This window comes from Bacteriovorax sp. As-1, from assembly GCF_058446905.1.
Map to the genome: position 1 here is coordinate 2520808 of NZ_CP184341.1, position 21092 is coordinate 2541899.

Annotated in this window: 30 protein-coding genes and 1 pseudogene; 16 read left to right on the top strand and 15 right to left on the bottom strand. The window is 40.6% G+C overall.

Going from position 1 to position 21092, the window contains the following annotated elements; translation table 11 throughout:
- Positions 1–113 precede the first annotated feature (113 nt).
- On the top strand, positions 114–782 hold the full coding sequence (locus ACN20O_RS12660; protein WP_491634285.1) for an SGNH/GDSL hydrolase family protein: 669 nt from the start codon (positions 114–116) through the stop codon (positions 780–782).
- Here the strand turns inward: ACN20O_RS12660 and ACN20O_RS12665 are convergent.
- Positions 779–1258: a DUF2452 domain-containing protein gene (locus ACN20O_RS12665; RefSeq protein ID WP_491634286.1), complete on the bottom strand. Its 480-nt coding sequence runs from the start codon at positions 1256–1258 to the stop codon at positions 779–781. The genes ACN20O_RS12660 and ACN20O_RS12665 overlap by 4 nt on opposite strands.
- A 149-nt stretch (positions 1259–1407) precedes the next feature.
- Here ACN20O_RS12665 and ACN20O_RS12670 point away from each other — a divergent pair, with 149 nt between their 5' ends.
- Together ACN20O_RS12670 and ACN20O_RS12675 are read left to right on the top strand one after the other, a co-directional pair.
- Complete coding sequence (locus tag ACN20O_RS12670) at positions 1408–1722, top strand: hypothetical protein (protein WP_491634287.1); 315 nt, start codon at positions 1408–1410, stop codon at positions 1720–1722.
- Positions 1723–1944: 222 nt separating this feature from the next.
- Positions 1945–2961, top strand: a complete 1017-nt coding sequence (locus ACN20O_RS12675; protein ID WP_491634288.1) for an extracellular catalytic domain type 1 short-chain-length polyhydroxyalkanoate depolymerase — start codon at positions 1945–1947, stop codon at positions 2959–2961.
- 4 nt (positions 2962–2965) lie between these two features.
- Here the strand turns inward: ACN20O_RS12675 and ACN20O_RS12680 are convergent, their stop codons facing one another.
- The 5 genes from ACN20O_RS12680 to ACN20O_RS12700 form a co-directional block, all read right to left on the bottom strand.
- Positions 2966–3199: a DUF1653 domain-containing protein gene (locus ACN20O_RS12680; protein ID WP_491634289.1), complete on the bottom strand. Its 234-nt coding sequence runs from the start codon at positions 3197–3199 to the stop codon at positions 2966–2968.
- Positions 3200–4108 carry a ParB/RepB/Spo0J family partition protein gene (locus ACN20O_RS12685; protein ID WP_491634290.1) on the bottom strand — a complete coding sequence of 303 codons (909 nt, stop codon included), beginning with the start codon at positions 4106–4108 and terminating at the stop codon, positions 3200–3202. It lies immediately after the preceding gene.
- Positions 4109–4269: 161 nt separating this feature from the next.
- Positions 4270–4752, bottom strand: a complete 483-nt coding sequence (locus tag ACN20O_RS12690; protein ID WP_491634291.1) for an SRPBCC family protein — start codon at positions 4750–4752, stop codon at positions 4270–4272.
- Positions 4753–4765: 13 nt separating this feature from the next.
- The gene (locus ACN20O_RS12695) at positions 4766–6364 is read right to left on the bottom strand and encodes an ABC transporter substrate-binding protein (protein WP_491634292.1); all 1599 of its coding nucleotides are present in this window, start codon (positions 6362–6364) and stop codon (positions 4766–4768) included.
- Between the two features lie 98 nt (positions 6365–6462).
- Positions 6463–7824: a hypothetical protein gene (locus ACN20O_RS12700; protein ID WP_491634293.1), complete on the bottom strand. Its 1362-nt coding sequence runs from the start codon at positions 7822–7824 to the stop codon at positions 6463–6465.
- A gap of 148 nt (positions 7825–7972) precedes the next feature.
- On the opposite strand from ACN20O_RS12700, the gene ACN20O_RS12705 reads away from it, so the two are divergent.
- The 3 genes from ACN20O_RS12705 to ACN20O_RS12715 are packed head-to-tail and all read left to right on the top strand — an operon-like array spanning position 7973 to position 9012.
- The gene (locus tag ACN20O_RS12705) at positions 7973–8200 is read left to right on the top strand and encodes a BON domain-containing protein (protein ID WP_491634294.1); all 228 of its coding nucleotides are present in this window, start codon (positions 7973–7975) and stop codon (positions 8198–8200) included.
- Positions 8201–8215: 15 nt separating this feature from the next.
- Positions 8216–8395, top strand: coding sequence for a hypothetical protein (locus ACN20O_RS12710; RefSeq protein ID WP_491634295.1), 180 nt, complete (start codon positions 8216–8218; stop codon positions 8393–8395).
- Complete coding sequence (locus ACN20O_RS12715) at positions 8392–9012, top strand: YiaD family glycine zipper/OmpA-like lipoprotein (RefSeq protein ID WP_491634296.1); 621 nt, start codon at positions 8392–8394, stop codon at positions 9010–9012. The genes ACN20O_RS12710 and ACN20O_RS12715 overlap by 4 nt, the downstream gene beginning before the upstream one ends.
- Before the next feature lie 121 nt (positions 9013–9133).
- On the opposite strand, the gene ACN20O_RS12720 is transcribed toward ACN20O_RS12715, so the two are convergent.
- The 5 genes from ACN20O_RS12720 to ACN20O_RS12740 form a co-directional block, all read right to left on the bottom strand.
- A complete protein-coding gene (locus tag ACN20O_RS12720) occupies positions 9134–9709 on the bottom strand; it encodes an alpha-ketoglutarate-dependent dioxygenase AlkB family protein (RefSeq protein ID WP_491634297.1) in 576 nt (191 codons plus the stop codon).
- A gap of 168 nt (positions 9710–9877) precedes the next feature.
- Positions 9878–10090, bottom strand: coding sequence for a hypothetical protein (locus ACN20O_RS12725; protein WP_491634298.1), 213 nt, complete (start codon positions 10088–10090; stop codon positions 9878–9880).
- Entirely contained in the window at positions 10087–10935 is an 849-nt protein-coding gene (locus ACN20O_RS12730; RefSeq protein ID WP_491634299.1) for a YihY/virulence factor BrkB family protein, read from the bottom strand. Before ACN20O_RS12730 ends, ACN20O_RS12725 begins: the two co-directional genes overlap by 4 nt.
- Before the next feature lie 38 nt (positions 10936–10973).
- Positions 10974–11282, bottom strand: coding sequence for a hypothetical protein (locus ACN20O_RS12735; RefSeq protein ID WP_491634300.1), 309 nt, complete (start codon positions 11280–11282; stop codon positions 10974–10976).
- Between the two features lie 67 nt (positions 11283–11349).
- A complete protein-coding gene (locus tag ACN20O_RS12740; RefSeq protein ID WP_491634301.1) occupies positions 11350–12135 on the bottom strand; it encodes an NYN domain-containing protein in 786 nt (261 codons plus the stop codon).
- A 146-nt stretch (positions 12136–12281) separates the two neighbouring features.
- On the opposite strand from ACN20O_RS12740, the pseudogene ACN20O_RS12745 reads away from it, so the two are divergent.
- The 4 genes and pseudogenes from ACN20O_RS12745 to ACN20O_RS12760 all read left to right on the top strand — a co-directional run.
- Positions 12282–13196: pseudogene (locus tag ACN20O_RS12745) on the top strand (glutathione S-transferase family protein); the annotation flags it as partial.
- A gap of 185 nt (positions 13197–13381) precedes the next feature.
- Positions 13382–14146, top strand: a complete 765-nt coding sequence (locus tag ACN20O_RS12750; RefSeq protein WP_491634302.1) for a DUF72 domain-containing protein — start codon at positions 13382–13384, stop codon at positions 14144–14146.
- On the top strand, positions 14082–14657 hold the full coding sequence (locus ACN20O_RS12755; RefSeq protein ID WP_491634303.1) for a CBS domain-containing protein: 576 nt from the start codon (positions 14082–14084) through the stop codon (positions 14655–14657). The genes ACN20O_RS12750 and ACN20O_RS12755 overlap by 65 nt, the downstream gene beginning before the upstream one ends.
- Positions 14658–14668: 11 nt before the next feature.
- Positions 14669–14833 (top strand): hypothetical protein, encoded by a 165-nt coding sequence (locus ACN20O_RS12760; protein WP_491634304.1) that lies wholly within the window; start codon positions 14669–14671, stop codon positions 14831–14833.
- Between the two features lie 94 nt (positions 14834–14927).
- Here ACN20O_RS12760 and ACN20O_RS12765 read toward each other — a convergent pair whose 3' ends face one another.
- Positions 14928–15272, bottom strand: a complete 345-nt coding sequence (locus tag ACN20O_RS12765) for a hypothetical protein (protein ID WP_491634305.1) — start codon at positions 15270–15272, stop codon at positions 14928–14930.
- A 162-nt stretch (positions 15273–15434) separates the two neighbouring features.
- Between ACN20O_RS12765 and ACN20O_RS12770 the strand changes: the two genes are divergently transcribed.
- From ACN20O_RS12770 to trmA, 5 genes are all read left to right on the top strand, one after another.
- On the top strand, positions 15435–15779 hold the full coding sequence (locus ACN20O_RS12770) for a hypothetical protein (RefSeq protein WP_491634306.1): 345 nt from the start codon (positions 15435–15437) through the stop codon (positions 15777–15779).
- A gap of 376 nt (positions 15780–16155) precedes the next feature.
- Positions 16156–16434, top strand: a complete 279-nt coding sequence (locus ACN20O_RS12775) for a hypothetical protein (protein ID WP_491634307.1) — start codon at positions 16156–16158, stop codon at positions 16432–16434.
- Between the two features lie 36 nt (positions 16435–16470).
- On the top strand, positions 16471–17067 hold the full coding sequence (locus tag ACN20O_RS12780) for a YceI family protein (RefSeq protein WP_491634308.1): 597 nt from the start codon (positions 16471–16473) through the stop codon (positions 17065–17067).
- A 211-nt stretch (positions 17068–17278) separates the two neighbouring features.
- A complete protein-coding gene (locus ACN20O_RS12785) occupies positions 17279–17974 on the top strand; it encodes a transglycosylase SLT domain-containing protein (protein WP_491634309.1) in 696 nt (231 codons plus the stop codon).
- Positions 17975–18022: 48 nt separating this feature from the next.
- Positions 18023–19123 carry a tRNA (uridine(54)-C5)-methyltransferase TrmA gene (gene trmA, locus ACN20O_RS12790; RefSeq protein ID WP_491634310.1) on the top strand — a complete coding sequence of 367 codons (1101 nt, stop codon included), beginning with the start codon at positions 18023–18025 and terminating at the stop codon, positions 19121–19123.
- Here the strand turns inward: trmA and ACN20O_RS12795 are convergent, their stop codons facing one another.
- The 3 genes from ACN20O_RS12795 to ACN20O_RS12805 all read right to left on the bottom strand — a co-directional run bounded on the left by ACN20O_RS12795 (position 19124) and on the right by ACN20O_RS12805 (position 20497).
- Positions 19124–19318 carry a hypothetical protein gene (locus ACN20O_RS12795; protein WP_491634311.1) on the bottom strand — a complete coding sequence of 65 codons (195 nt, stop codon included), beginning with the start codon at positions 19316–19318 and terminating at the stop codon, positions 19124–19126.
- A 323-nt stretch (positions 19319–19641) separates the two neighbouring features.
- Positions 19642–20127, bottom strand: coding sequence for a YbhB/YbcL family Raf kinase inhibitor-like protein (locus ACN20O_RS12800; RefSeq protein ID WP_491634312.1), 486 nt, complete (start codon positions 20125–20127; stop codon positions 19642–19644).
- Positions 20128–20281: 154 nt separating this feature from the next.
- A complete protein-coding gene (locus ACN20O_RS12805; RefSeq protein WP_491634313.1) occupies positions 20282–20497 on the bottom strand; it encodes a hypothetical protein in 216 nt (71 codons plus the stop codon).
- A gap of 176 nt (positions 20498–20673) precedes the next feature.
- On the opposite strand from ACN20O_RS12805, the gene ACN20O_RS12810 reads away from it, so the two are divergent.
- Complete coding sequence (locus ACN20O_RS12810; RefSeq protein ID WP_491634314.1) at positions 20674–21036, top strand: four-helix bundle copper-binding protein; 363 nt, start codon at positions 20674–20676, stop codon at positions 21034–21036.
- Positions 21037–21092 lie beyond the last annotated feature (56 nt).

Here is a 21092-nt window from a genome sequence, read left to right on the forward strand (position 1 = left end):
GACTCCTGTGGAAATGAGATAAATTATTACAATAATATTAATCCCAAGCCTTTGCCCGGGCTATATTTTTTACAAAAAACCACTAATTCTCTGATTTAATGCTAAGAAGAATCATGAAAAAATCTCTTCTCTTTTCATCTTTCTTAATCCTTTTTTCTAGCGCTTTTGCCCAAGAGGCAAAAACTATTCTATATGTCGGTGACTCTCATAGTTATGGGAAGCTAGGCACAACGATCGAAAAGAATCTTTCGCAAGAGGCTTCACGAGTGATCATGCAATCAAGTTGTGGAGCAACACCGAGCACGTGGCTGGGCAATAATAAGTACGAAAAGACAGTCTGTGGGTTCTGGAAGAAAGATGGAAACGAGGAAATCAGGTCTAAAGAGCATAATACTCCAAAGTTTGTGGATGAACTGGCGAAGTATCGTCCTGATGTAACGATAGTTCAACTGGGAACAAATATCGCCGCTGGAGCAAGACCTTCCAATGCTAGAAATAGTATTGTCGCCATGATGAAGGCCATTAAAGACGAAAGCAGCAAGTGCATTTGGATTGGACCGCCTGATGCGAATTCAAAAGTTGTCACACAGGTAAAATTAAAAGAAACAAATGAGCTTTTAATTTCTTTGGCAAAAGAAAATAACTGTCAGTATATCGATAGCTTAAAAATCACAAAATTCCCTGCTGATAACAAAGAAGGCATTCACTACCCGCCAAGCGCATCTGCTCAATGGGGAGAAAAGGTGAGTGTTCAGCTTCTGGAATTAATTAAAGACAACTAAGACAACTCAATTGTCGATTTGATAACTTTCCAGGTGTGATCGGCATTGAGTCTGATTTCTGCCAGGAAAACCTGTGAGTCCATGGCCTTTCCCCATTCATCAGGAGAGACAAGCGATAGATATCTTTTTCCAGTATTCTCTTCATAGAGATAGTAGGTTTTTCCAATCACGGGAGTAAAGGGGATTTCTACATTGTAGATGAGATCAGAGATATAAACGCGCTTTTTTATGTCTTGAACTTGCTTAGCAAGAGTTTTCATTTGTTCATAGATGATATTGAGTTGCTCTTCTGTCTGCTCAACCATGGCCGAACGAGCATTGCTTTTAATGGTACCTTGATTGGTCGGTGTAATGGCAAAACCACCGACGGTGTGAGCGTACTCAAGTAAGGATGGCATATCGGTCACTTTGAGCTTCATTAAATCAAGGTTAATGTTCTCGAGATCAACAGGCTTTGGTTTTTTATCATCAGGCATGACCTTATCTTAACGTAAAATCTTTAATTTAAGCAACTCATGGATAATGGGATTGTTAAGATTTGGATTAGACAAAATAACAGCTTGCTATATGCCACTTTTAGATGGTATTTCGCCATAAATTTAAACCATCACCCTGGAGAGTCTAAATGAAAAAAATCGTTTTATCGCTAGCTACTATGGCCACTCTTTTTATGAGCACAAATGCAAGTGCCGGAGCTATGAAAGAACTTATGATTGAAGCAGAAGATGCAATCATCGCTGAGTTCTATGATAACGGTCGTGAAGTCACGAGCATTACAAACCACTCTCTTGTCACAATTAAAGGTGGAGTTGGAGTAAAAGCAAAAGTAGAAACGGTGAATCCTCTTAATGGTTACCCGCAAACATGGTCATGTTTAGTGAGTTTCGAAAAAACAGGAAATTCTTTTTCTCCAAAAGACGTAGACTGTTCAGGTATCTAAAACATTACAGGGAGCTGAAAAGCTCCCTTATTATTTGGTTTCAAAATATCTTTCCCGCTTGCTAAAAAACCGCCTAATTAATTTCTTCTGATGTTTTCATTCACAACTCTTTAATGACTTAACTTTATCTTTTATTTTTCTTTTTTGTAAGTTTTTTGAACTGTGAAAATTCTTTATGCTAAAATAGTGAGAAGCTCTTCTCAGCAATTCAAAAGGTTTTATATGAAGTTAATGATCGCTCTTTTATCACTGACTCTATTTGCTCCTAGCAGTGAAGCACAGTCTCTTCGTGAACGAATCAGAGAACGAGTCAAAGAGCGCATGGCCAAAAAAGAAGAGGCCAAACCCGCACCAGAAACAAATGCAAGCTCAGAAGAGAAGATCACTAGGCCTGGAGATTATACACTTTCGTTTTCACACAACGGGATCACTCGCATGTATAAACTTCATGTCCCGGCCAAATACAATGGAGCTGCATTACCACTTTTAATTGCTCTTCATGGTGGTGGTGGAGATATGTCGTATCAGTCAAATGACAAGCTTTATAAACAGATTTCAAAATCAGAAGAACTGGGGGTCATTGTCGCTTTTCCAAATGGATATAGTAAATTCAATTCGGGGAAGTTTGCGACATGGAATGCTGGAAAATGTTGTGGAGATGCCCGCGATAAGAATATTGATGACGTAAGCTTTATTAGAGAGATGATCGTGAAGATTTCCTCTCAACTTAATATTGATAAAAGTAAAATCTTTGCGACTGGAATGTCTAACGGTGGGATGATGTCTTACCGTCTGGCCTGTGAATTGTCGGATACGATTAAAGGAATTGCCGCTGTTGCAGGAACGGATAATACCATCAATTGCTCGCCTAAAAATCCTATTTCAATTCTTCATATCCATGCCAAAAATGATGACCACGTTCTCTTTAATGGTGGTTCTGGAAAAAGTTTATCGGACAATAAAGAGAAAGTGACGGAGTTTATTTCTGTGCCTGCAACTGTAGCTAAATGGGTGAAACAGAATGAATGTAGTGAAACTCCAAAAAGAGTCCTAGAAAAAAGTGGAGCGTACTGTGATCTTTATTCTGGATGTAAAAGTGGAACTGAGGTTCAACTTTGTGTGACCGAAACTGGAGCACACTCGTGGCCCGGCGGAGAAAAGATCAGAAGAGGGGCAGAAGAGACGTCAAAGGCGATTTCGGCCAATGATGTGATGTGGGAGTTTTTTAAGAGTAAGTGATAACTTACATTCTTTGATTCGATTTTCTGTCACCAATATACTCAAAGCGAGGAACCTCTTTGCCATCAACAACAATCCTCTCAAGAAACATCGCCACTGGACGAACCCACAAACGCGACTGTTCGTTTTCGTAAAGAGTTTCATAAAGGACTAAATCTTCAAGTGTCTCTGAATGTTTGCAGATACCAAGAACTTGATAGTGTTTTCCCTTATAATGCTTATAGAGACCGAGTTTCATTTACTGAATAGCTTCCTCATACATATCTGTATTTTTTGCTGGAATAAAATTGTCTTCACTCTCAGCAAACTTCACTACTGTCTTTAACATGTTTTGAATATCTGCCGGGAAATCCGAAGGATTCATCCCTTCTAGCTCAAGTTGTTTTAGTTTCTTTACCAGCTTCTTTAAAGCTGCTTCTACTTCTAAGAAGTCTCTTGAATGAGGGTCCTTTGGTGTTTCTTTAATCGCTTCTTCTACACCTTTAGCTTTAGCGATCTTTACGAATTTTTTAATTTCGCGCACTGGAAGTGTCTTGATGTGAGAAAGTGATTTTTCTTGTTCTTCTTTTTTTAGTTTTACGATTTCGTTTGTCTGACTTAGAGAAAGCTCGCCATTGATTCTGGCCTCTTTTACATCTTTTGATGCCATTTCATCACGGTTGATAGCTTCGTGAATCTGCTTAGGCGAAAGACCTGTTTTTTCAGCGACGATATTCAGGAACTTCTCAGCAGGAAGAACAACCTTCTTTTTTTCGATTTCACTTTCAAGCGAATCTTCACTTGCCTCAACAGGAGCAGGTGTTTCTTCCTCGTGTGGATTTAATGCCTGGTAAATTTCTTTAGCTCGCCTTAGGTGACCTTCGACTTCGATTTTTGTCAGGTCTTTTCTCACAAGGTTTTCATCGATTGAAACAAGCTCGCGCTCTAGTTCACCTTTATCGACGATCATAACCGGAGCTTCAACGTAGCCAAGGTTTAAAAGGGCCTGGAAGCGTCTTGCTCCAGCTAAAATAACATTGTCAGGGGAGATAACAAGTGGAGCGATAAGGCCCACAGTTTGAATTGATTTTTCAAGTTCTGAAACATCTGTTCCAAGTCTTAAATACGGGTTCGTTGCCTTAAGATCCTTAAGTCTTCTTGTTTCCACGAAATGTCTCCAAAGTGCGTTGTGTGTGTGAGGAAAAAGAGTGCCAAATAGTGGTCCAACTGTCAGGGAAATTAGTTAAAAAATGTCTGACATCTGGACCAAATATTCGGATCTTAGCAGGTGAAGAAATGATATTTATTTATTGTAATTTCTTATATTAATTAAATCTCTTTCATTAATTTTACGAGTTGATCAAAGGCCAGGCCCCATCCTGTTTCAAACCCCATTGCTTCATGTTTTTTCATGTCTTCGGCATTTTTATGAAGAGCATAGGCCGTATATTTTGTGCCTTGAGCTTCTTTCTCAAAAATGACGTGAACAGTGATAGGAAATGAAGCTGGGGAGTCATCTGAGTTTGGACGAAAATCAGAACTTAGGGTCGATGTCCAAACGATCTTATGATCTTTTTCAATTTCCAGGTAACATCCAGTATTGGGAAAGCTTTGTCCTTCAGGAGATTGCATGAGCGTATAAAACTTTCCACCAGGTTTTAGATCAATTGCTGCATCAATTGTTTTCCACGGAGCAGGAGTGAACCATTTCATTAAAAGAGATGGCGTCGTCCAGCCAGCAAACAACTGAGCAGGTGTTAAGTCTGTTGTGCGTTCAAATTTTAAATCAGTTTCAGGGTTAAAGCTTTTCATCGGAGCACCTGTTTTATTTTAGTTCTACTTGATCGAAGTAATCATATCCAAATGGATCAATCTTAAAGTTTGCAACATTCTTATCCATAACTCTAAAAACTTTCGCATGAGCGAGTGTTACCCATGGAGCTTCTTCTTTAAAGATTTTTTGGGCCTTCTTGTACAGATCAGCGCGCTTTTTCTGGTCAGTCACACGTCTTGCCTGAAGAACCAGGTCATTGAATTTTTCATTACACCATCTGGCCGTGTTGTTTCCTGATTCAACACTCGCACAGCTTAAAAGGTCGTTTAAGAAAGTGTCCGGGTCATTATTCCCAGTCCAGCCGAATTGAATCATTTGTTGTTCACCAGAGCGCGACTTTTTTAAGAATGTTGGCCAGTCAAAAGTGACAAGCTTTACCTTGATACCAATTTTGGCAAGATCTGCTTGCATGAGTTCCCCCATCTTTTTTCCATCCGGATTGTAGGGACGGGTTACTGGAAGAGTGATCATTTCAGTTTCAAATCCATCGGCAAGGCCCGCTTGTTTTAAGAGCGCCTTTGCTTTTTCCGGGTTGTAGTCGTAGTCCTTTAGCATTTTGTCGTATGACCAAAGAGCAGGGGGAACCGGGTTACTGGCAACGATACCTGTGCCGTGATAAATAGCATCGAGATACATTTTTCTGTTAAGAGCATGATTAACAGCACGTCTTACTAAAATGTTGTCGAAGGGCTTTTTAGTTGTGTTCATCGCCAGGTAACCGACATTTAATCCTTCTTGAGACATGACAAGCACATTTTTATTAGCGCGCATATCATCCAGATCGACGATTGATGGAAGGGTGACGAAGTGGCATTCACCAGCTTTTAGTTTTTGGTAGCGAACTGTTTGGTCTGGAGTAATGGCAAAAATTAATTTATCAATTCGGTTTTTAGCTTTTCCTTTATAACTCGTTTTATCCCAGTAATCTGGATGAGCAGTGTAGCGGATCACGCTGTCTTTAACATAAGAGACGAAAGAAAAGGGACCGGTTCCAATTGGGAATTGATCCATGTCTTGTTTGCGGTTTTCTTTGGCAAGCTTCTCACCATATTCAGCAGAAAGAACACTCATGTAGTTCCCGGCCATGTAAGCAAGGAAAGGAGCCTGTACTTCATTTAGAGTGATTTGCACTGTGTATGGATCCAGGGCAACAACGTCTTTGATGTTATCTTTAATATTGTTTTCATACTGAGTGTACACACCACCACTTACCATGTGGAAAGGGTGATCTTTTTGTCTTTGACGATTGATAGAGAAGAGAACGTCTTCGGCATTGAAGTCGCGAGTTGGCCTGAAATAACTTGTCGTATGGAACTTAACTCCACGGCGAAGTTTAAAGGTATAAACTTTCTCATCTTTTGAAATGGTATACGATTCGGCCAGACCAGGAATCATTTTTGTCGTTCCTAGCTCAAAACGCATAAGCTTATTGTAAAGAGTAATGGCAGAAGCATTGTATGAGGGAGCGTCTGTCACAACTTGTGGGTTAAATGAAGCGGGTGAAGCTTCAGAGCAGTTAACAAATGTTTTGGCGTTAAGACTCATTGGAGAAAGCGATAAGAGTCCGAGTAACAGTGTGGTTTTAAGCATGATGATAAACTCCAGGCAAAAAGAAAAAGTATATAGGCGATAAACGCAATAAGATAGTGGACGTGCACAAATCCATAGTCACAGAAATGTTACTTGATTTAATGGGCGATAATAGCGTTGACACCCTGGAAGCAATCCACTTTGCGCAGGCGTTTTAGGTAAATCTCCGGGCATTTTTCACCGGTCAGAGTTTTGAGTTCGCCGTTTAAGCAGTTGGCATAACGAATGAATTTCTTCCAGGCTTCAGAGGTTGCCTGGTATGTCTTGCGTGAGTATGACCAAAGTGATTCTTTAGATTCTGTTCTTAGCATTTCGTTGTAGGGAACACCGGTGATTTCAGCAAAACGTTGCTCGAAAGTTCGGTAGAAGCCCCATTGGTATTCTTTGTATTCAGTTGAAGTCATCCAGCTCGGTGGATTATTTCCATGAAGAAGTCCAATGCCTGTCGTGATCTTTCCTTGCTGGACATTGTTTGGGTCCCAATTTTTTGTGATCCATCCAAACTTTGTATTTTTCACAAAGTCTTCGAGTAGATAAGTGTCACCTAAATCGCGCAGGACAATTCGCCCTGTAGGTTTCATATCACGGTCGAGTTCCACTAGAAAGTTTTGAGCGTGAGGAGAGTCATACCAAGAACCTGTGGCCGCAAAATACTCGGCCATTGCGCGGGCAATAGGTTCATTAAGGTGTTTATCCCAAAAGCGCACAGGATCAGTCGCGCCATTAAGTTTTGCAATTCTTGCACCTTCAACATCATGAAGAGCAGAGAAGGCCGGAAGATAGTAGTGACCATCTTCAGGAAGATCATTGAGTGAGCGCATGATCATACCGTGATCGAGTTCTTTAATCCCCATGGCAAGAGGTTCATCCATGATCACGAGAGTTGGTGTGTCCATTTTAGGAAGTGTTTCCTGAAGGTAGCGGTTCATGTTGCGGACTTGTTGAGCATCAGCCCAGGTTTGTTTTTTATCTGTCCACTTTCCACCTGTTTTATCCGTTGAAACTTTTAGCGAGAAGCTTGCTCCATTAGTTGGGTTAACCAGGATCATTGAGCGCGAAGCTGTTAAGTAACCATCGAAGAATTTTTTTGGTTCGCTGTCGATCTTGTGTTTCTGTAAAAAGCTTTTAACTTCAAGATGCCATTTAGAGTCTTCTGGATTGATAATCCATCTGACGTAAGGCTCGCCATTTTTAGTAAAAAAAATAGAGTTCTTGATATTTGAGTCCAGGTTGGCATCGAAGTCTTTCTCCAGAAGCCTCAGTGGAATCTCATAGTGTTCTACTCGGATAACTTCATTGGATCTTTCAGAGATAGCATTGGCCTTTGTTTCCCAAGTCACCAGCTGTTGAGCACTATTAGAGATGTGATAATCAGCAGCTACGTGTCTGTTGAGAGTTGTCTGACAAGCAACGAGGATAAAAAGGCTTAATGTGAGTAGGGTTTTTTGCATAAGTTTCATTGGGGAATGTATCGGTTTTGAGAATGAAGTCTTTAGTCTTTCTCTGGAAAATTTACCCAAGAAGGTTCAAGAATGCCGGTACTTCTCATAAATATATGGCTTGGGTTTTGCTTAGTTAATTATAGGGGGCCAGTTAGGAGGTTTACTCATGAGTGAGAGAAACATTGTAATCAAATCAAATGAACAGATAAGAAAGGAAATTTACAAAGCAGTGGGCGAAGAAAGTAGCATTGATGTACATGTCTATGATGGCATTGTCCGACTCACTGGAGTGGTTGATACCGAGGAATCTTTGGACTTCATTGAGTCAACAATCAGAGAATTGCCCGGTGTCGATGATGTGGAAAACGAATTAACTGTCAAAATAGTTCAGTAAATTAAGGAGGAGATAATGAAAGAAAAAAAAGCCCAGTCTCATAGACAAGAAGAGCGCAGACTGCTGGACAAAATGCCCAATCAAAGTAGAGCGCCGGGAGAGATCCAGGGTTTTAGCAAGCATTTAAAAAAGAATAACGGGCAAGGGCGTGGCCAGCATGTTAAGGCCCATTCATCAGAGGTAAAAGTAAAATGAAAATCTTGAATCTTGTTTTAATTCTCATTTTAGTTGTTGGCTGCGCTAGCAGTGAAAAGAAAAATGCTTACAGAGGAACGGCCATAGGTGCTGTTGCCGGTGGAGCCGTCGGCGCTGTTATTGGTAAAGAAAAAGGGGCCATCATTGGTGCAGGCGTCGGTGGAGTGACTGGTGCGATCATCGGAAGCCGCATGGATAAACAAGCTAAAGAGTTAAGACAAATCGCGGAGACCAAGCGTACAGATGAAGGATTAATCACTAAATTAAAAAGTGACATTCTCTTCGATACAGGAAGAGCGGAACTAAAACCTCAGGCAAAAACAAATCTTCAGCAGATGGCCGACATCATGAAGAAGTATCCTGAAAACGTTTTGACAATTAATGGCTACACTGACAGCACTGGAACACTCGCAGTTAATGAGGCCCTTTCTGAGAGAAGAGCTAAGGCGGTTAGAGAGCAACTTGTAGCATCCGGGCTCCCGGAATCAACGATGGCTTCTTATGGTAAAGGGCCAAGCAATCCTGTCGCCGACAATAAGACGAGTTCAGGACGCCAACAGAACCGTCGTGTAGAAATTGAAGTGAGAGTGGATGAGAGCAAAGTTCCAAAAGAGTAAGGAAGTTTAAATGGGAAACAATTATACTGATGCTTTTCCCATCAATGATAATCCGGATAAAAAAGAAGGTACTAATCAAAAGACCTATTCTTAAACGAACCAGATAAATACAAAAAATAGTTTAGTCTTTTTTGATATTTCTAAATGTCAGATTAATCCGTGGCCCTTTCGGTTTTGTCGTCAGGGCCACGCGATGAATCCACGCCTGCTGCATTTCTTTCATAATTACCATCGAGCCGGACATGAGTTCCACAGAAATAGTAGCAAGGGTTTTATCCTTTTTATGTTTTACCTGGAACTTTCTAGTTTCACCGAATGAGATGGAAACGATATTTTTTACATCATCGGGGTTCTTGTATTTGTCAGAGTGCCAAGACACATGATCTCTTTCGTTGCGATAGAGATTTAACAAAACCGTATTGAAAGTAAGGCCGGTAAATTCTTCGATTTTTTCTTTGATGACAAGAAGCTCGGGAAGCCATTGATCATTCTCACTGTACCAGCAGATTAAACGGGGAAGCGGATGGACTTTGTCATAAATTTCCATTTTATCCTGAACCCAATTGACTTGGGCATGTAGAACCTTAAAAAATGTTTCCGATTCTTCAGGAGTAAAAAAAGGATAAAGGTACTCAAGAGTGCCGTCTTTAGGGAGAAGATTCTTGTCGTGGTAATCAAGGAGCCCTGGAAGGTGCATGCCTCATCTTACACTTTTTTTGAGACCAAACTCAACAGACTAAAAAACTCTTTTTCCTAAACAGGATTGCGTTTGTTGTTTTCTCTCTCGGATGGCCTTTGTTCGCGAATCTTTTTTATTGGGATGTGGATCAGGTTGAGTTCCATGTTGTATAGAAATAACTGCTCCTTATTGAATATTTAAAACGCGGATTTTTGGTTTGCGATTAGGCTCTCTGATCGGCGGATCCTTTGGTCCGGGAATGGTCGGCTCATCCACTGGGATTTCCGGAGGCGTCTTATCAGGATTGCGGGAAGGGATCGGTTGATCGTTGGGGATATGTGAGATGTACGGGTGATCTTCTTCTTCGTTATGACGCTTTTTATCGCTTGTTTTGATCATACAACTTTCTCCTTGGGATTGAAAATTTTCTCTTGCTCCTTCTGGTATAAAACCATATTGCGAGTGAATTCATAGCTTACCAGCAATGTGAGTGAGCTGTAGTAAACCCAGACCAAAAAAGCGACTAGTGAGCCAGCAGCTCCGTAAGACGATTCTAGACCTGCATGGGCAAGATAGAGGCTAATTAAATTTTTTCCGATTAAGTAAAAGATTGCGCTGACGATTCCGGAAATGCGGCAGCGTCTCCAATCCAGTTTGTCAGAAGGGATCACTTTAAAAATCGCCGTAAAAAGAACAGAGAAAATAATTAAGTTTACCAGTAGTGAAACTCCCTGCCAGAAAATACCTTCTGTACCTTGAAAGACGACGGAAATTGCAGTTGAAGCGATTAATGAAACAATGGACAGGAAAGCAAAACCAAAAACCAGTCCCATTGAGAGAAAGCGATCTTTAATAAAGACCCAGAAACCTGACTTATCTTTAGAAGTGTCGTGGTCATTGATTTTATTTAAGGCCACTTTGAGCTGAATAAAAATAGCTGAGGCGGAAATGACAAGAATCACAAAACCGATGATTCCAGAAATACCGGAAAAAGATGAATTTTTTTTAGCGTTCTGGACAATATCAATAACAGTTTGTCCGGCCTTCTCTCCAATCGAAGAGGCCAGTTGGAGATAGATTTTATCCTGAATATCAGGAGTCAGAATAGAGGCAATGGATAGGAGAATTAGAACAAAGGGCGCCAACGCTAAAGCCGTTGTGTAGGCCAGCGATCCTGAAAGAGTAAAGATGTCATGCCTGTCGACATCATCGATAAATTTTTTTAAGTGCTTTTTTGTGTTCATAATTTTTTATTACCGGGCCTTGGGCCCGGTAACATTGATTAGTGTAGTTGTCTTAAGTTATCCGTTTTATCAGACCCATGAGTTTTAACAATCTTGTTGTAAATCCCGAGTAGAAGCAGCGTTGGCACCCAGTTACCTACAAAATTTGCCCATCCTTTTTTCTCATTCATGATGGCAAGCCCAAGTGAAACGGCAATCGCTCCGCCGGCGGCAGCTAAGAAATAAGTTGAAGGTATTTTCGCTGTCTGGCGCTCAATGACTTTTGTCATTGTTCCTTCACGCGCTGATGTAGAAGAAGGCGCAATCCCCTGAGTTCTTCCGCTTTCTTTTAATAAATCTTTTTCCATTGTTTTCCTCCTTGGATATTTTAAAAGGAAATATTCCTCTTGATTATTTGATATGCAAATTGGAGACCTATTCATCGGCATGTGCTAGACGAATGGTGTACTGGCCGGAGCGTTCCTGTCGGTGCATGATGAGGAGATTCTTCTTTTGGGCATCTTCAACTAATTCTCTAAAGGAAGCATAACCATAGGCAGACTCGTTAAATCCCGGTTGTCTCCTTTTCATGGTGAGCTTGACCATTGAGCCCCAAAACTCTTCTTCGCCCCGCTCTTCGGTGAGTGCTTCGATGGTCTCGCAAATGAAGTCGAGTGCCTCTTGTTTTTTGCTGACTGTTTTCTCTGGAGATTTACTCACTTCGGATTTTTTAGAAGGAGTTTGAGTTCTCATTAAGTCATCGTAAAAAATAAACTCATCGCAGTTGGCACTGAGGAGAGTCGAAGTCGCATCGCGGACACCTATACCTATCACATGCTTGTCATTCTCTCTCAGTTTAGAAACTAATGGAGAAAAATCCGAATCACCGCTGAGAATAACAAAAGTGTCGACATGGGATTTTGTATAACAAAGATCGAGAGCATCGACGACCATGCGTATATCGGCAGAATTTTTTCCTGATTGCCGGGTGTGAGGGATTTCAATGAGCTCAAAAGCAGCTTCATGCATATCTCGTTTGAAGTCTTTATAACGATCCCAATCACAATAAGCTTTTTTCACAACAATGCTTCCCTTTAAGAGAAGGCGCTCAAGAATAAGCTGGATGTTGAAATGAGGGTATTTTGTTTCCTTTGCTCCCAGAACAATATTCTCGAAATCGCAAAAGAGTGCAATGTTGGTAATTTCGTTTGGTGTGGCCATGAACTTTGATCGACCCTCCTGCTAAGATTTAATGCATTTCGTATGCCAATGGCGCGTAGATTGCAATATTCGCTTATTAAGAGGATTTGATGCTTCTGCACATAGCATCTATGTGGATCTTTTCCTCATTATAAGGAGCCTTAAAGATGGGGAAATTAAAAAACGGAAAGTGGGTAATCGAGGATCTTATCCCAAAATCAAAGAGTGGAGAGTTTAAACGTGATGAACAAAAATTTCGCGATGTAATTATTGAAGGGGGCAAATATACTCCTGAACCAGGCCGTTATCATTTATATCTCTCACTGGCCTGTCCTTGGGCAAGCCGTACTTATATATTTCTTAAATTAAAAAAATTAGAAGGCATCATTACTAAATCTATCGTTAGTCCGCTGATGATGGAGAGAGGATGGTCATTCAAAGATGATTTCGAAGGTGTTGAGCCCGATAGTGTTCTTCATAAAAAATACTTGTACCAGGTCTATCAGAAATCTGATTCAAATTTCACCGGAAAAGTAACCGTGCCAGTGCTCTTTGATAAAAAGACCCAAACGATAGTTAACTCCGAGTCTTCTGAGATCATCCGCATTTTTAATCATGCCTTCGATAAGATCACAGGAGATAAAAATGACTTTTATCCAGAAGCTCTTAGATCCGAAATTGATCAAGTTAATTCTTTTGTATATGACAACATTAACAATGGTGTTTACAAGGCGGGCTTCGCTCAGACTCAAGCTGCTTATGATTCGGCCGTTAAAAACCTTTTTGCGGCCCTGGATAAGATCGAAGAGCGTCTTGAGGGAAAGGATACGCTAGTTGGTGCTATCCTCACTGAAGCTGATGTTCGCCTGTATACGACTCTTATTCGTTTTGATCCCGTTTATTACCTGCACTTCAAGTGTAACCAAAGGATGATTCGCGACTATAAGAATTTGTCTCGTTATGTAAGAAATCTTTACGATATTAAAGAATTCAGAGAGACAACAAACTTCGAGCACATCAAGGCCCATTATTACTTCTCGCAAGTTCAGGTGAACCCGTCTCAGATTATTCCAGTGGGACCAGTGGATTTAGTTCCAACCAAGATAGAGGCGAAACCTGTTGTGCAAACTCAAATTCCAGTCAAAAAAAATCCAGAGACGAAAAAAGAAAAGGAGTCTATCGCTCAAGAAACAAGTGGAAAAACTCCACATGAAGAAGAGGATATCAATAATAACCCGGTTCAAGAACAAGAAGAGAGTTATTTACAATGATGTATATTGGAACGGCATCGTGGAACATCCCTAAAATAGCCGAGGGGTCTTTTTTAAAAGAAGGAACAGTGCTTGAGCGCTATGCTAATCGTTTGAATGCAGTGGAGATTAACACTTCATTCTACCGCGATCACAAACCTGAAACATATCAGCGTTGGGCGAGAACGACTCCTGATCATTTCCGATTCAGTGTCAAACTCAACCAGCGTTTTACCCATAAGAGCGATCTTATCATTGACCGTGAAGAGTTAATGGCCAATCTCACGGTGATTAAAGAGCTGGGAGAAAAATTAGGGCCGCTTTTACTTCAATTTCCTGCTGGACAAAGTTTCCATGCTGAAAGGATGGAGAAGTTTTATGAGGTCATAAGAACAGTTCATGAAGGGCCGATTGTCCTGGAAGCAAGAAACTCTACATGGCTTTATCGGGATGCTATCAAACTGATGAAAAAATACCGAATCTCCAAGGTCACGGCTGACCCGGAAAAGTGCCCTGGAGAATTTGAAAATGAGATCGAATACTACCGTTTGCATGGAAGTCCCGAGATGTATATTAGCGATTACTCGCCGGTGTATTTAGATAATCTGGTCAGAGAAATGAAAACATTTACATCAGATGTTTGGTGTATTTTCGACAATACAACTTTTGGATATGCAACACTAAACGCATTAGCTGTTTATCAAAAAGGAGAAGTTTATGAGTCTTATCAAAGAATACATGACGGTGGACACGCCGGTGTGCACACCCTTGACCAGCATTGAGAATATAAAAAAGATCATGGAAGACAACGACTCCAAGGAAATTTTAGTCGTTGATACGATGCTTGAGCGCCACTTAGTGGGAGTCATCTATGGCAATGATATTTCTGCCAAGTCTTTTGAGCAAAGTGTAGTTCCCTCAAGTTTGAACGCTGAACAATGCATGAAACCAGTGTCCGTGACGGCAAGAGAGAATATTACGCTGGAAGAATGTCAAAGAATTCTCGATGATAATCATCTGGAGCATCTGGCAATTATCGACGATGAAGGCCATTTATGTGGCGTATACGACAGAGTCAATCACTATAAAGTTCCAAAACCAAAACCTGAACCAACAAAAGCAGTGGAGCTAGAAATGGGAACCATACCTGAAGCACCTAAAGTCGCAGAGGATATGAAAAAAGAAGAAAAGAGCGCTTCGGCCAACGTAAATAGTGAAGTGGCCGAAGATGACGATCCGGAAGCGAATAATATGGAAAGCGAAGGCGGTCATGACGGCCACACTGTCCATTAAAAAAGAATGAAGTGCCTTCCCCAGGGAAAAATGGCCAGATCGCTATCGGCTTTGGTTTGAAGGCCCACGACGAAACAGCTTTTGTTCATCAGATTAAAGATGGAGTAGAGAGTTGTGACTACAAGTCTATCCCTCTTTCAAAACCGTTCATGCTTTTAGTTATTATGATATGGTAAATTGGAAGTTATCACTTGGTCGCGAGGCGCGAGCTCCGCGAATAGTATGAGTAAAGAATCCACCAGGCTTATGCGCACCTGGTGGATTTTTTTACTAGTTAAGAATTGATTCAGAAGCCAGGATTAAAACGTCAATCGACTCTTCTGTCGAAAGCTCAGCATTCACTGATTTTACCATGTCAATTTTAGAAGCAAGGTACACGCTGATTGTTCCGTTCACAGCGTAGTCCTGGATATCATTTTGAATCATTTGCGCTTCCATTTTTCTGTTTTCAGTCGTAGCGATTGAAGAAGCCTGGCTTGAAATAACGATCATGTTGGCAACAACATTCGCAACAGTTTGGATTGTTGAGTTTGCCAGAGTCTGCTCAGAGAATGTAGCAGCAGAAGCAAGAGTTGTTGATAGTGATAAAGCGGCAATAACGATAGTCTTTTTCATAGTTTCTCCCAAGTTGTTTTAAAGAATTTGGCTTCTTGTAGCACGTTTCTTCTCCTATGGAGCTCTGGTGTAAAAAATTCAGGAGCCCTAGTGAAAAAGGCAAAACTTATTTATAAAGGAGGCGTTTTTTCAACATATAAAAAGGTTTAATTTGGAGGACTTATGAAATCACTTCTGATCGCTTCTCTAATGGTTCTTTCTGTTCCATCGTTTGCTAAGCTTGCCGTTTATGGAAATGCTGATGCGGCCAGAGCTGTTTTAGCTCCTGAAGTTCTATCAAAAGTAATGGATAAGGCCCAGACTGAAACTTTCTTAAAAGTAGCAGTAGAAAATACAAAACTTAATGAATTCTCAGTGACAGTTGAAACGGCAAAACTAGACTGGCGTTGTGAGACTGTTGTTAAAGTAAAGGCCGTTGGCGAAGTCATCACAACTCCAAATGGCGGAAAAATCGCAACAAATAAGTTAGTTGTTGGAAAAATCGCTGAAGCTAAATGCATTGAATAAATAATTGTTGATTCGGTATAACTCTTGTTAAAGGACAACTAGAGAGCTGCTTTATTTTTTTATTAAATTCTCTTCTTCATATTGTAGAAGAGAAAGAAAAAAAGTAGCGTTCTATGTTGTTTTTTAACAGGAGAAAAAAATGAAATCCCTACTGATAGTTCCTTTTTATTTTCTACTCATGAGTTTTTCTTTTGCCCCAGATTGGTAATGGAAGAGCACTTACACTGATATTCAAAAAGACTGCGTAGTCATTTCTGAAGCAACTGACCAAGCACCTATTGATTTCCATGAAGCAGAGTGCAGGTCTTTTGGTGGTTACCAACTCTACATCGAAAGTGGAGATCTTCGTTACGGGCCGAAGCTTGTTTTTAACGGTGTGCAAATTAATTTACAACGTCCGGGAAATTTTCATGCCCCAGGTTCAGATAAAATCGAGTGGCTTTATCGACACACTATCGATGCAGATGGCGTCGGGTCAATTGAGTGGGCCGGTCTGATTTATCGTTTAAGTGTTGTTGATGCAGAAAATGGAACAGGCACGTCTGTTCTTTACTCTGTGCGATTGGATAGAGAAAAGAATTGTGTCATTGGCACGAGTCAAACAGAGGAAGAGGCCCTAAGCTTAATTTATCATTCAAAGGCTGACTGTCTATGAGTTGTTTGTTAGACTTTTTTTACTTAAGGAGGTCTTATGAAATCTACATTGTCAGCTCTCTTTCTATCACTTCTCATTTCTTCTAATGTTTTTGCCGTCGGATTAAAACTTACTCCGGGGACCTACAAGATTGACCCTGCTCACACACGTGTGTCTTTTTTGATTAAGCACTTTGTGGTGTCGGAAGTCCAAGGACGATTTAACGATGTCGAAGGAACATTCATGCTTTCTGATAATATCAGTAAGAGCACTATTGATGTCACTATTCCTATTAACTCAATTGATACCGCCGTTGCTAAAAGAGATGAGCATCTAAAAAGCCCGGATTTCTTTGATGCCGCCAAATACCCAACGATGACTTTCAAGAGTAAAAAGTTTACCGGTTCTCTCTCAAGCTTTAGAGTCACTGGAGACTTAACGATTAAAGATGTCACTAAAGAAGTTGTTTTAGTCGGGAAGTACACTGGATCAGCTAAAGACCCATGGGGGGGAACAAGAGCTGCCGTTTCAGCAAATACTAAAATTAACCGCAAGGATTTTCACATCAATTACAACGATAAAATTGATATCGGTCCAGCAGTTGGTGATGAAGTGACAATTCAAATTCTTTCTGAGGGCGTACTAGAAAAATAATGATGAGGGCTTCACTTTCTTTAGGGAAAGTGAAGCCTTTCACTTAGCTCTCATCTGCCACCATCAGTGGCCACATTTAGGAAAAATCTCTAAGTTCAACACGTCTTATTCTCATCACTTATAAATAGCTGGTTTTTTTTAACTAGCTGGTATACCGAAAAAAGGCGATATTTCGGACTTACTCATTCATGTCGCATTTTATAATGTAGATATGAAAACACTAACAACATATGTAACAACAATTCAGGAAAAAGAACTCTTCTTAAAGTTTGTTCTGCTTTCGACATTAGCTATTGGTGTTTATTCAAATGTTAGAAATGCCAAAAATGCGAAAGGTCTGGAGCCAGTCAAATTAGATAATGTCTACGATGATGAATTTGGGAATTTTGATAAGGCCTATATTCCCAATAAACCTGTGGTCATTGCTAAAATGATGAAGACTCTAAAACCTACAATGAGCAAGGCCCAAAAACATCAATTGTCGATGAAGATTCACTCTGTTTTAAATAAGTATAATATTCCACCGCAGATTGTTTTATCTATTATTGATACAGAAAGTAGTTTCAATCAAAATGCCGTGTCTTCAAGCGGGGATTTATCTCTGGCACAGATTAATGTGGATGTATGGAACAAAGAATTTGAGCGCATGAAAAAACCATTAATCGATAGCGAGAGGCTAAAGAGAGATGAAGTTTACGCCCTAGATACGATGGCCCAGATTCTGACTTTACTTAAAGACCGCTATGAGAAAAACGACCGCAGATGGTACGCCCGTTACCACTCGAAAACTAAAAAATATAAAGGGCTCTATCTCACTAAGCTTGAGCGCCGGATGAAGAAACTGGAGAAATCCAATATCACAGGCTTTAAAAAGACCAGTAAACCACAACTTCTGGCCCTTCAATAGAGAGAAAGAAGCTGGTCAAAAGAGACCTTTTGGGCCATACTCGGCCTTATGGATTTAAATGCACTAGACACCACTCTGTATGCTTCACAGCTAGAGGCGAAACGCCTTAAGCTTAAAGAGCTTTTTAAACCGTTTACATCAATGGAAGCAGAGGTCTTTGCGTCTCCTGAAGCCCACTACCGTATGCGAGCGGAATTCCGCGTCTGGCACGAGGGAGAGGACATGTACTACTACATGTTCGATAAAGTTCAGGACCAAAAAATCAGAACTGATCAATACCTTCCAGTTAGCCTTTTAATCAACGATATGATGAAGGCCTTAATGGAAGAGCTAAGACCAAATCTTGCTTTAAGAAAAAAACTATTCCAGGTTGATTTTCTCTCAACGTTGAGTGGGGAGATTTTAGTGAGTCTTCTTTATCATCGCCAACTTGATGATAACTGGATCACAGAGGCGAAACTTCTAAAAGAAAGGCTTTCGGCAAGGTTTAAAGTGAATCTGGTCGGACGCGCTCGCAAGCAGAAAATTGACCTGGACCGCGACTTTGTTCTTGAAGAGCTTCCTGTTAAAGGCAAGAAACTAATTTATAAGCAAATTGAAAATAGCTTCACGCAACCTAATGCTCGAGTGGCCATAAAGATGCTGGAATGGGCGATTGACTGTACAAAAGAGAGCACAGGAGATCTGCTGGAGCTTTACTGCGGGAACGGAAATTTCTCGATTGCTCTTGCCTCGAATTTTAGAAAAGTGCTGGCAACCGAACTTGCAGGACCTTCAGTTGAGGCCGCTCAATACAACATCGAAGTCAATGGTGTAACTAATCTTCAAATCATTCGTATGTCGGCCGAAGACTTCAGCGATGCCATGGCCGGAAAAAGAGAGTACCAGCGACTGAGAGGAATTAATCTCTCTGATTACGAGTGCAGTACTATTTTCGTCGATCCTCCAAGAGCTGGCCTAGATGCCAACACAGTGGCACTGGTTCAAAAATATGAACGCATTCTTTATATTTCATGCAATCCACACACGTTGATTGAAAACCTTGATGTGCTTTCATCAACTCACTCAATTAAGCGCTTAGCGCTTTTTGATCAGTTTCCATATACTGATCACATGGAGTGCGGAGTACTGCTGGTAAGAAATAGCTGATTAAACCGCAGCCTCAATTTCCCCGATTAATTTAATAATGAACTGCTTTTTATCTAAAGAAGAGCGGGAGATAATGTAAATGTTGTGCTTCCATAAAGAAGAAGCGCCGGGTGGGATTTTAATAGACCCCATAGCTAGTTCGCGTTTGATATAGGGTTGTGGAATAAGACACATTCCAATTGTCTCAGCTTTCAAAAAAATTCAGGATTAAACATTCCTACGTTCTTTCTCATTTAAATAGAGTTCCATCTTCGGCGATCTTGAGGAAAGGCGATATTTTAAAGCTGCCATTTCGACCTGGGGAAAAAGTGGTGGCATCCAATGTTTATTATATAGATTTATTTGAACAGCCTCGTCTTAGAAAAAAGGCAGCACGTTACCACTTCGTCAAGAAGTGGCGAATCACTTTATAGCATTGCTAAAAAACACAAAACAAGCATAAAGCGAATAATTGCTTATAACTCCTCTGTGAAAGCAGGAGTACTGTATCCTAGAAAAAAACTCATCATCCATTAAGATTATCTTTTATACTCAACTGTAAAACTAGATTTCGCCAGGCATTCGTGTTCCAGAAGCCCTTTAATACTTCCAGGTGTTGAATTCGGGCTCAGGTGAACTTCTTTATTTTTTAATGCATAAACAGTAAAAACGTAATGATGAGAGTTGTCTCCGACTGGGGGGCAAGGGCCACCGTAATGTTTTTCTCCATAATCTGACTCTATTTCAATAGCGCCTTCTGGTAGTTTGTTTTCATTGGAAGCTCCCTCTGGAAGTAAAGATACTTCCGGTGGGATGTTCACGACCGCCCAATGCCACCATCCTCCAACTCGAGGTGCATCTGGATCAAAAACAGTCACGGCAAAACTCTTAGTGTCTTTCGGTGCATCTTTCCACTGAAGTGGAGGAGAGACATTCTTTCCAGAGCAACCCATGCCGTTAAAGACATAGTTATCTGGTACTGTTTGTCCTGGTTTAAGTGCGTTGGACCATGCTGTAAAGGGCATAAGACCTCCTTGTCTCAAGAGAGTATGTTGAAAATTTAGGTGCAAAAGCTTCCAGCGGCATTAACAATGAGACTTGCTGTTTATCCTAATGAACAAAATTTAATGACTAAATCAAACTGCCCCCAGTCGGGGGCAGCTCATCTTTTATTAAAGATTATCTATCCATATCTTTGTCTTTTTGCCAGTTTTGCTGTGAAGATTGTCCAGCTTTGCCCGGCTGTTGTTGTGCTGGTTTTTGATTAACTTGTGAACCTTGTTGTGTTTTATTTGTGTTCACTTGTGATCCAGCTTGTTGTGGTCTTTGTTGACCTTGTTGACCAGCTTGTTGCTGAGCAGGTTGTTTTTCATTCTGATTGTTTTGAATTGCCATATAATACCTCTTGTTAATGTGGGCATCAGTGCCTGCACTATAGAAAGCAACCTTTATGCCGAATTTAAGGGCATAAAATAAGAAGGCATGGGAGCAAAGTGGACTGTGGATGGGGCATTTCGTTTCGGCATTGTGGTTGCAATTATAATTCTAAGCGACCATATCAAGGAGGATATATGCAATTTCAATCAGTCTATGGCGAACAGTCGACTAAAACACACATGAAAGAGTGCATTGACAATTGTTTGAACTGTTTTCGTGTGTGCGAAGAAGCTTTGAGCAAGGCCATTGAGTCATCTAATATAAATAGAGAACACGTAAAATTACTTCAGGCGTGTGCCACCATTTGCATGACATCAGCTGAGTTTATGATGATTGAATCGAATTATCATTATGACACTTGTGGCTTGTGTGCAAAGATCTGCAGGGCCTGTGCTAAGGATTGTGAAAACGGAAGTGAAGCCTGGATGCAGGAATGTTATGAAGCCTGTACAAAATGTGCTTATTCGTGTGAAGGAATGTCTAAAATGGGGCACTAAAATAGAAAGGCTGCATCTGTATCGATTGTCTAAACTTTGGACACCCCAATGTATTC

What these genes read in the sequence shown, in the direction of transcription:
- ACN20O_RS12660 (WP_491634285.1), top strand. Translation starts at nt 114, where the DNA reads ATGAAAAAATCTCTTCTCTTTTCATCTTTCTTAATCCTTTTTTCTAGC.
- ACN20O_RS12665 (WP_491634286.1), bottom strand. Translation starts at nt 1,258, where the DNA reads ATGCCTGATGATAAAAAACCAAAGCCTGTTGATCTCGAGAACATTAAC.
- ACN20O_RS12670 (WP_491634287.1), top strand. Translation starts at nt 1,408, where the DNA reads ATGAAAAAAATCGTTTTATCGCTAGCTACTATGGCCACTCTTTTTATG.
- ACN20O_RS12675 (WP_491634288.1), top strand. Translation starts at nt 1,945, where the DNA reads ATGAAGTTAATGATCGCTCTTTTATCACTGACTCTATTTGCTCCTAGC.
- ACN20O_RS12680 (WP_491634289.1), bottom strand. Translation starts at nt 3,199, where the DNA reads ATGAAACTCGGTCTCTATAAGCATTATAAGGGAAAACACTATCAAGTT.
- ACN20O_RS12690 (WP_491634291.1), bottom strand. Translation starts at nt 4,752, where the DNA reads ATGAAAAGCTTTAACCCTGAAACTGATTTAAAATTTGAACGCACAACA.
- ACN20O_RS12695 (WP_491634292.1), bottom strand. Translation starts at nt 6,364, where the DNA reads ATGCTTAAAACCACACTGTTACTCGGACTCTTATCGCTTTCTCCAATG.
- ACN20O_RS12700 (WP_491634293.1), bottom strand. Translation starts at nt 7,824, where the DNA reads ATGAAACTTATGCAAAAAACCCTACTCACATTAAGCCTTTTTATCCTC.
- ACN20O_RS12705 (WP_491634294.1), top strand. Translation starts at nt 7,973, where the DNA reads ATGAGTGAGAGAAACATTGTAATCAAATCAAATGAACAGATAAGAAAG.
- ACN20O_RS12710 (WP_491634295.1), top strand. Translation starts at nt 8,216, where the DNA reads ATGAAAGAAAAAAAAGCCCAGTCTCATAGACAAGAAGAGCGCAGACTG.
- ACN20O_RS12715 (WP_491634296.1), top strand. Translation starts at nt 8,392, where the DNA reads ATGAAAATCTTGAATCTTGTTTTAATTCTCATTTTAGTTGTTGGCTGC.
- ACN20O_RS12720 (WP_491634297.1), bottom strand. Translation starts at nt 9,709, where the DNA reads ATGCACCTTCCAGGGCTCCTTGATTACCACGACAAGAATCTTCTCCCT.
- ACN20O_RS12725 (WP_491634298.1), bottom strand. Translation starts at nt 10,090, where the DNA reads ATGATCAAAACAAGCGATAAAAAGCGTCATAACGAAGAAGAAGATCAC.
- ACN20O_RS12730 (WP_491634299.1), bottom strand. Translation starts at nt 10,935, where the DNA reads ATGAACACAAAAAAGCACTTAAAAAAATTTATCGATGATGTCGACAGG.
- ACN20O_RS12735 (WP_491634300.1), bottom strand. Translation starts at nt 11,282, where the DNA reads ATGGAAAAAGATTTATTAAAAGAAAGCGGAAGAACTCAGGGGATTGCG.
- ACN20O_RS12740 (WP_491634301.1), bottom strand. Translation starts at nt 12,135, where the DNA reads ATGGCCACACCAAACGAAATTACCAACATTGCACTCTTTTGCGATTTC.
- ACN20O_RS12750 (WP_491634302.1), top strand. Translation starts at nt 13,382, where the DNA reads ATGATGTATATTGGAACGGCATCGTGGAACATCCCTAAAATAGCCGAG.
- ACN20O_RS12755 (WP_491634303.1), top strand. Translation starts at nt 14,082, where the DNA reads ATGAGTCTTATCAAAGAATACATGACGGTGGACACGCCGGTGTGCACA.
- ACN20O_RS12765 (WP_491634305.1), bottom strand. Translation starts at nt 15,272, where the DNA reads ATGAAAAAGACTATCGTTATTGCCGCTTTATCACTATCAACAACTCTT.
- ACN20O_RS12770 (WP_491634306.1), top strand. Translation starts at nt 15,435, where the DNA reads ATGAAATCACTTCTGATCGCTTCTCTAATGGTTCTTTCTGTTCCATCG.
- ACN20O_RS12780 (WP_491634308.1), top strand. Translation starts at nt 16,471, where the DNA reads ATGAAATCTACATTGTCAGCTCTCTTTCTATCACTTCTCATTTCTTCT.
- ACN20O_RS12785 (WP_491634309.1), top strand. Translation starts at nt 17,279, where the DNA reads ATGAAAACACTAACAACATATGTAACAACAATTCAGGAAAAAGAACTC.
- trmA (WP_491634310.1), top strand. Translation starts at nt 18,023, where the DNA reads ATGGATTTAAATGCACTAGACACCACTCTGTATGCTTCACAGCTAGAG.
- ACN20O_RS12800 (WP_491634312.1), bottom strand. Translation starts at nt 20,127, where the DNA reads ATGCCCTTTACAGCATGGTCCAACGCACTTAAACCAGGACAAACAGTA.
- ACN20O_RS12805 (WP_491634313.1), bottom strand. Translation starts at nt 20,497, where the DNA reads ATGGCAATTCAAAACAATCAGAATGAAAAACAACCTGCTCAGCAACAA.
- ACN20O_RS12810 (WP_491634314.1), top strand. Translation starts at nt 20,674, where the DNA reads ATGCAATTTCAATCAGTCTATGGCGAACAGTCGACTAAAACACACATG.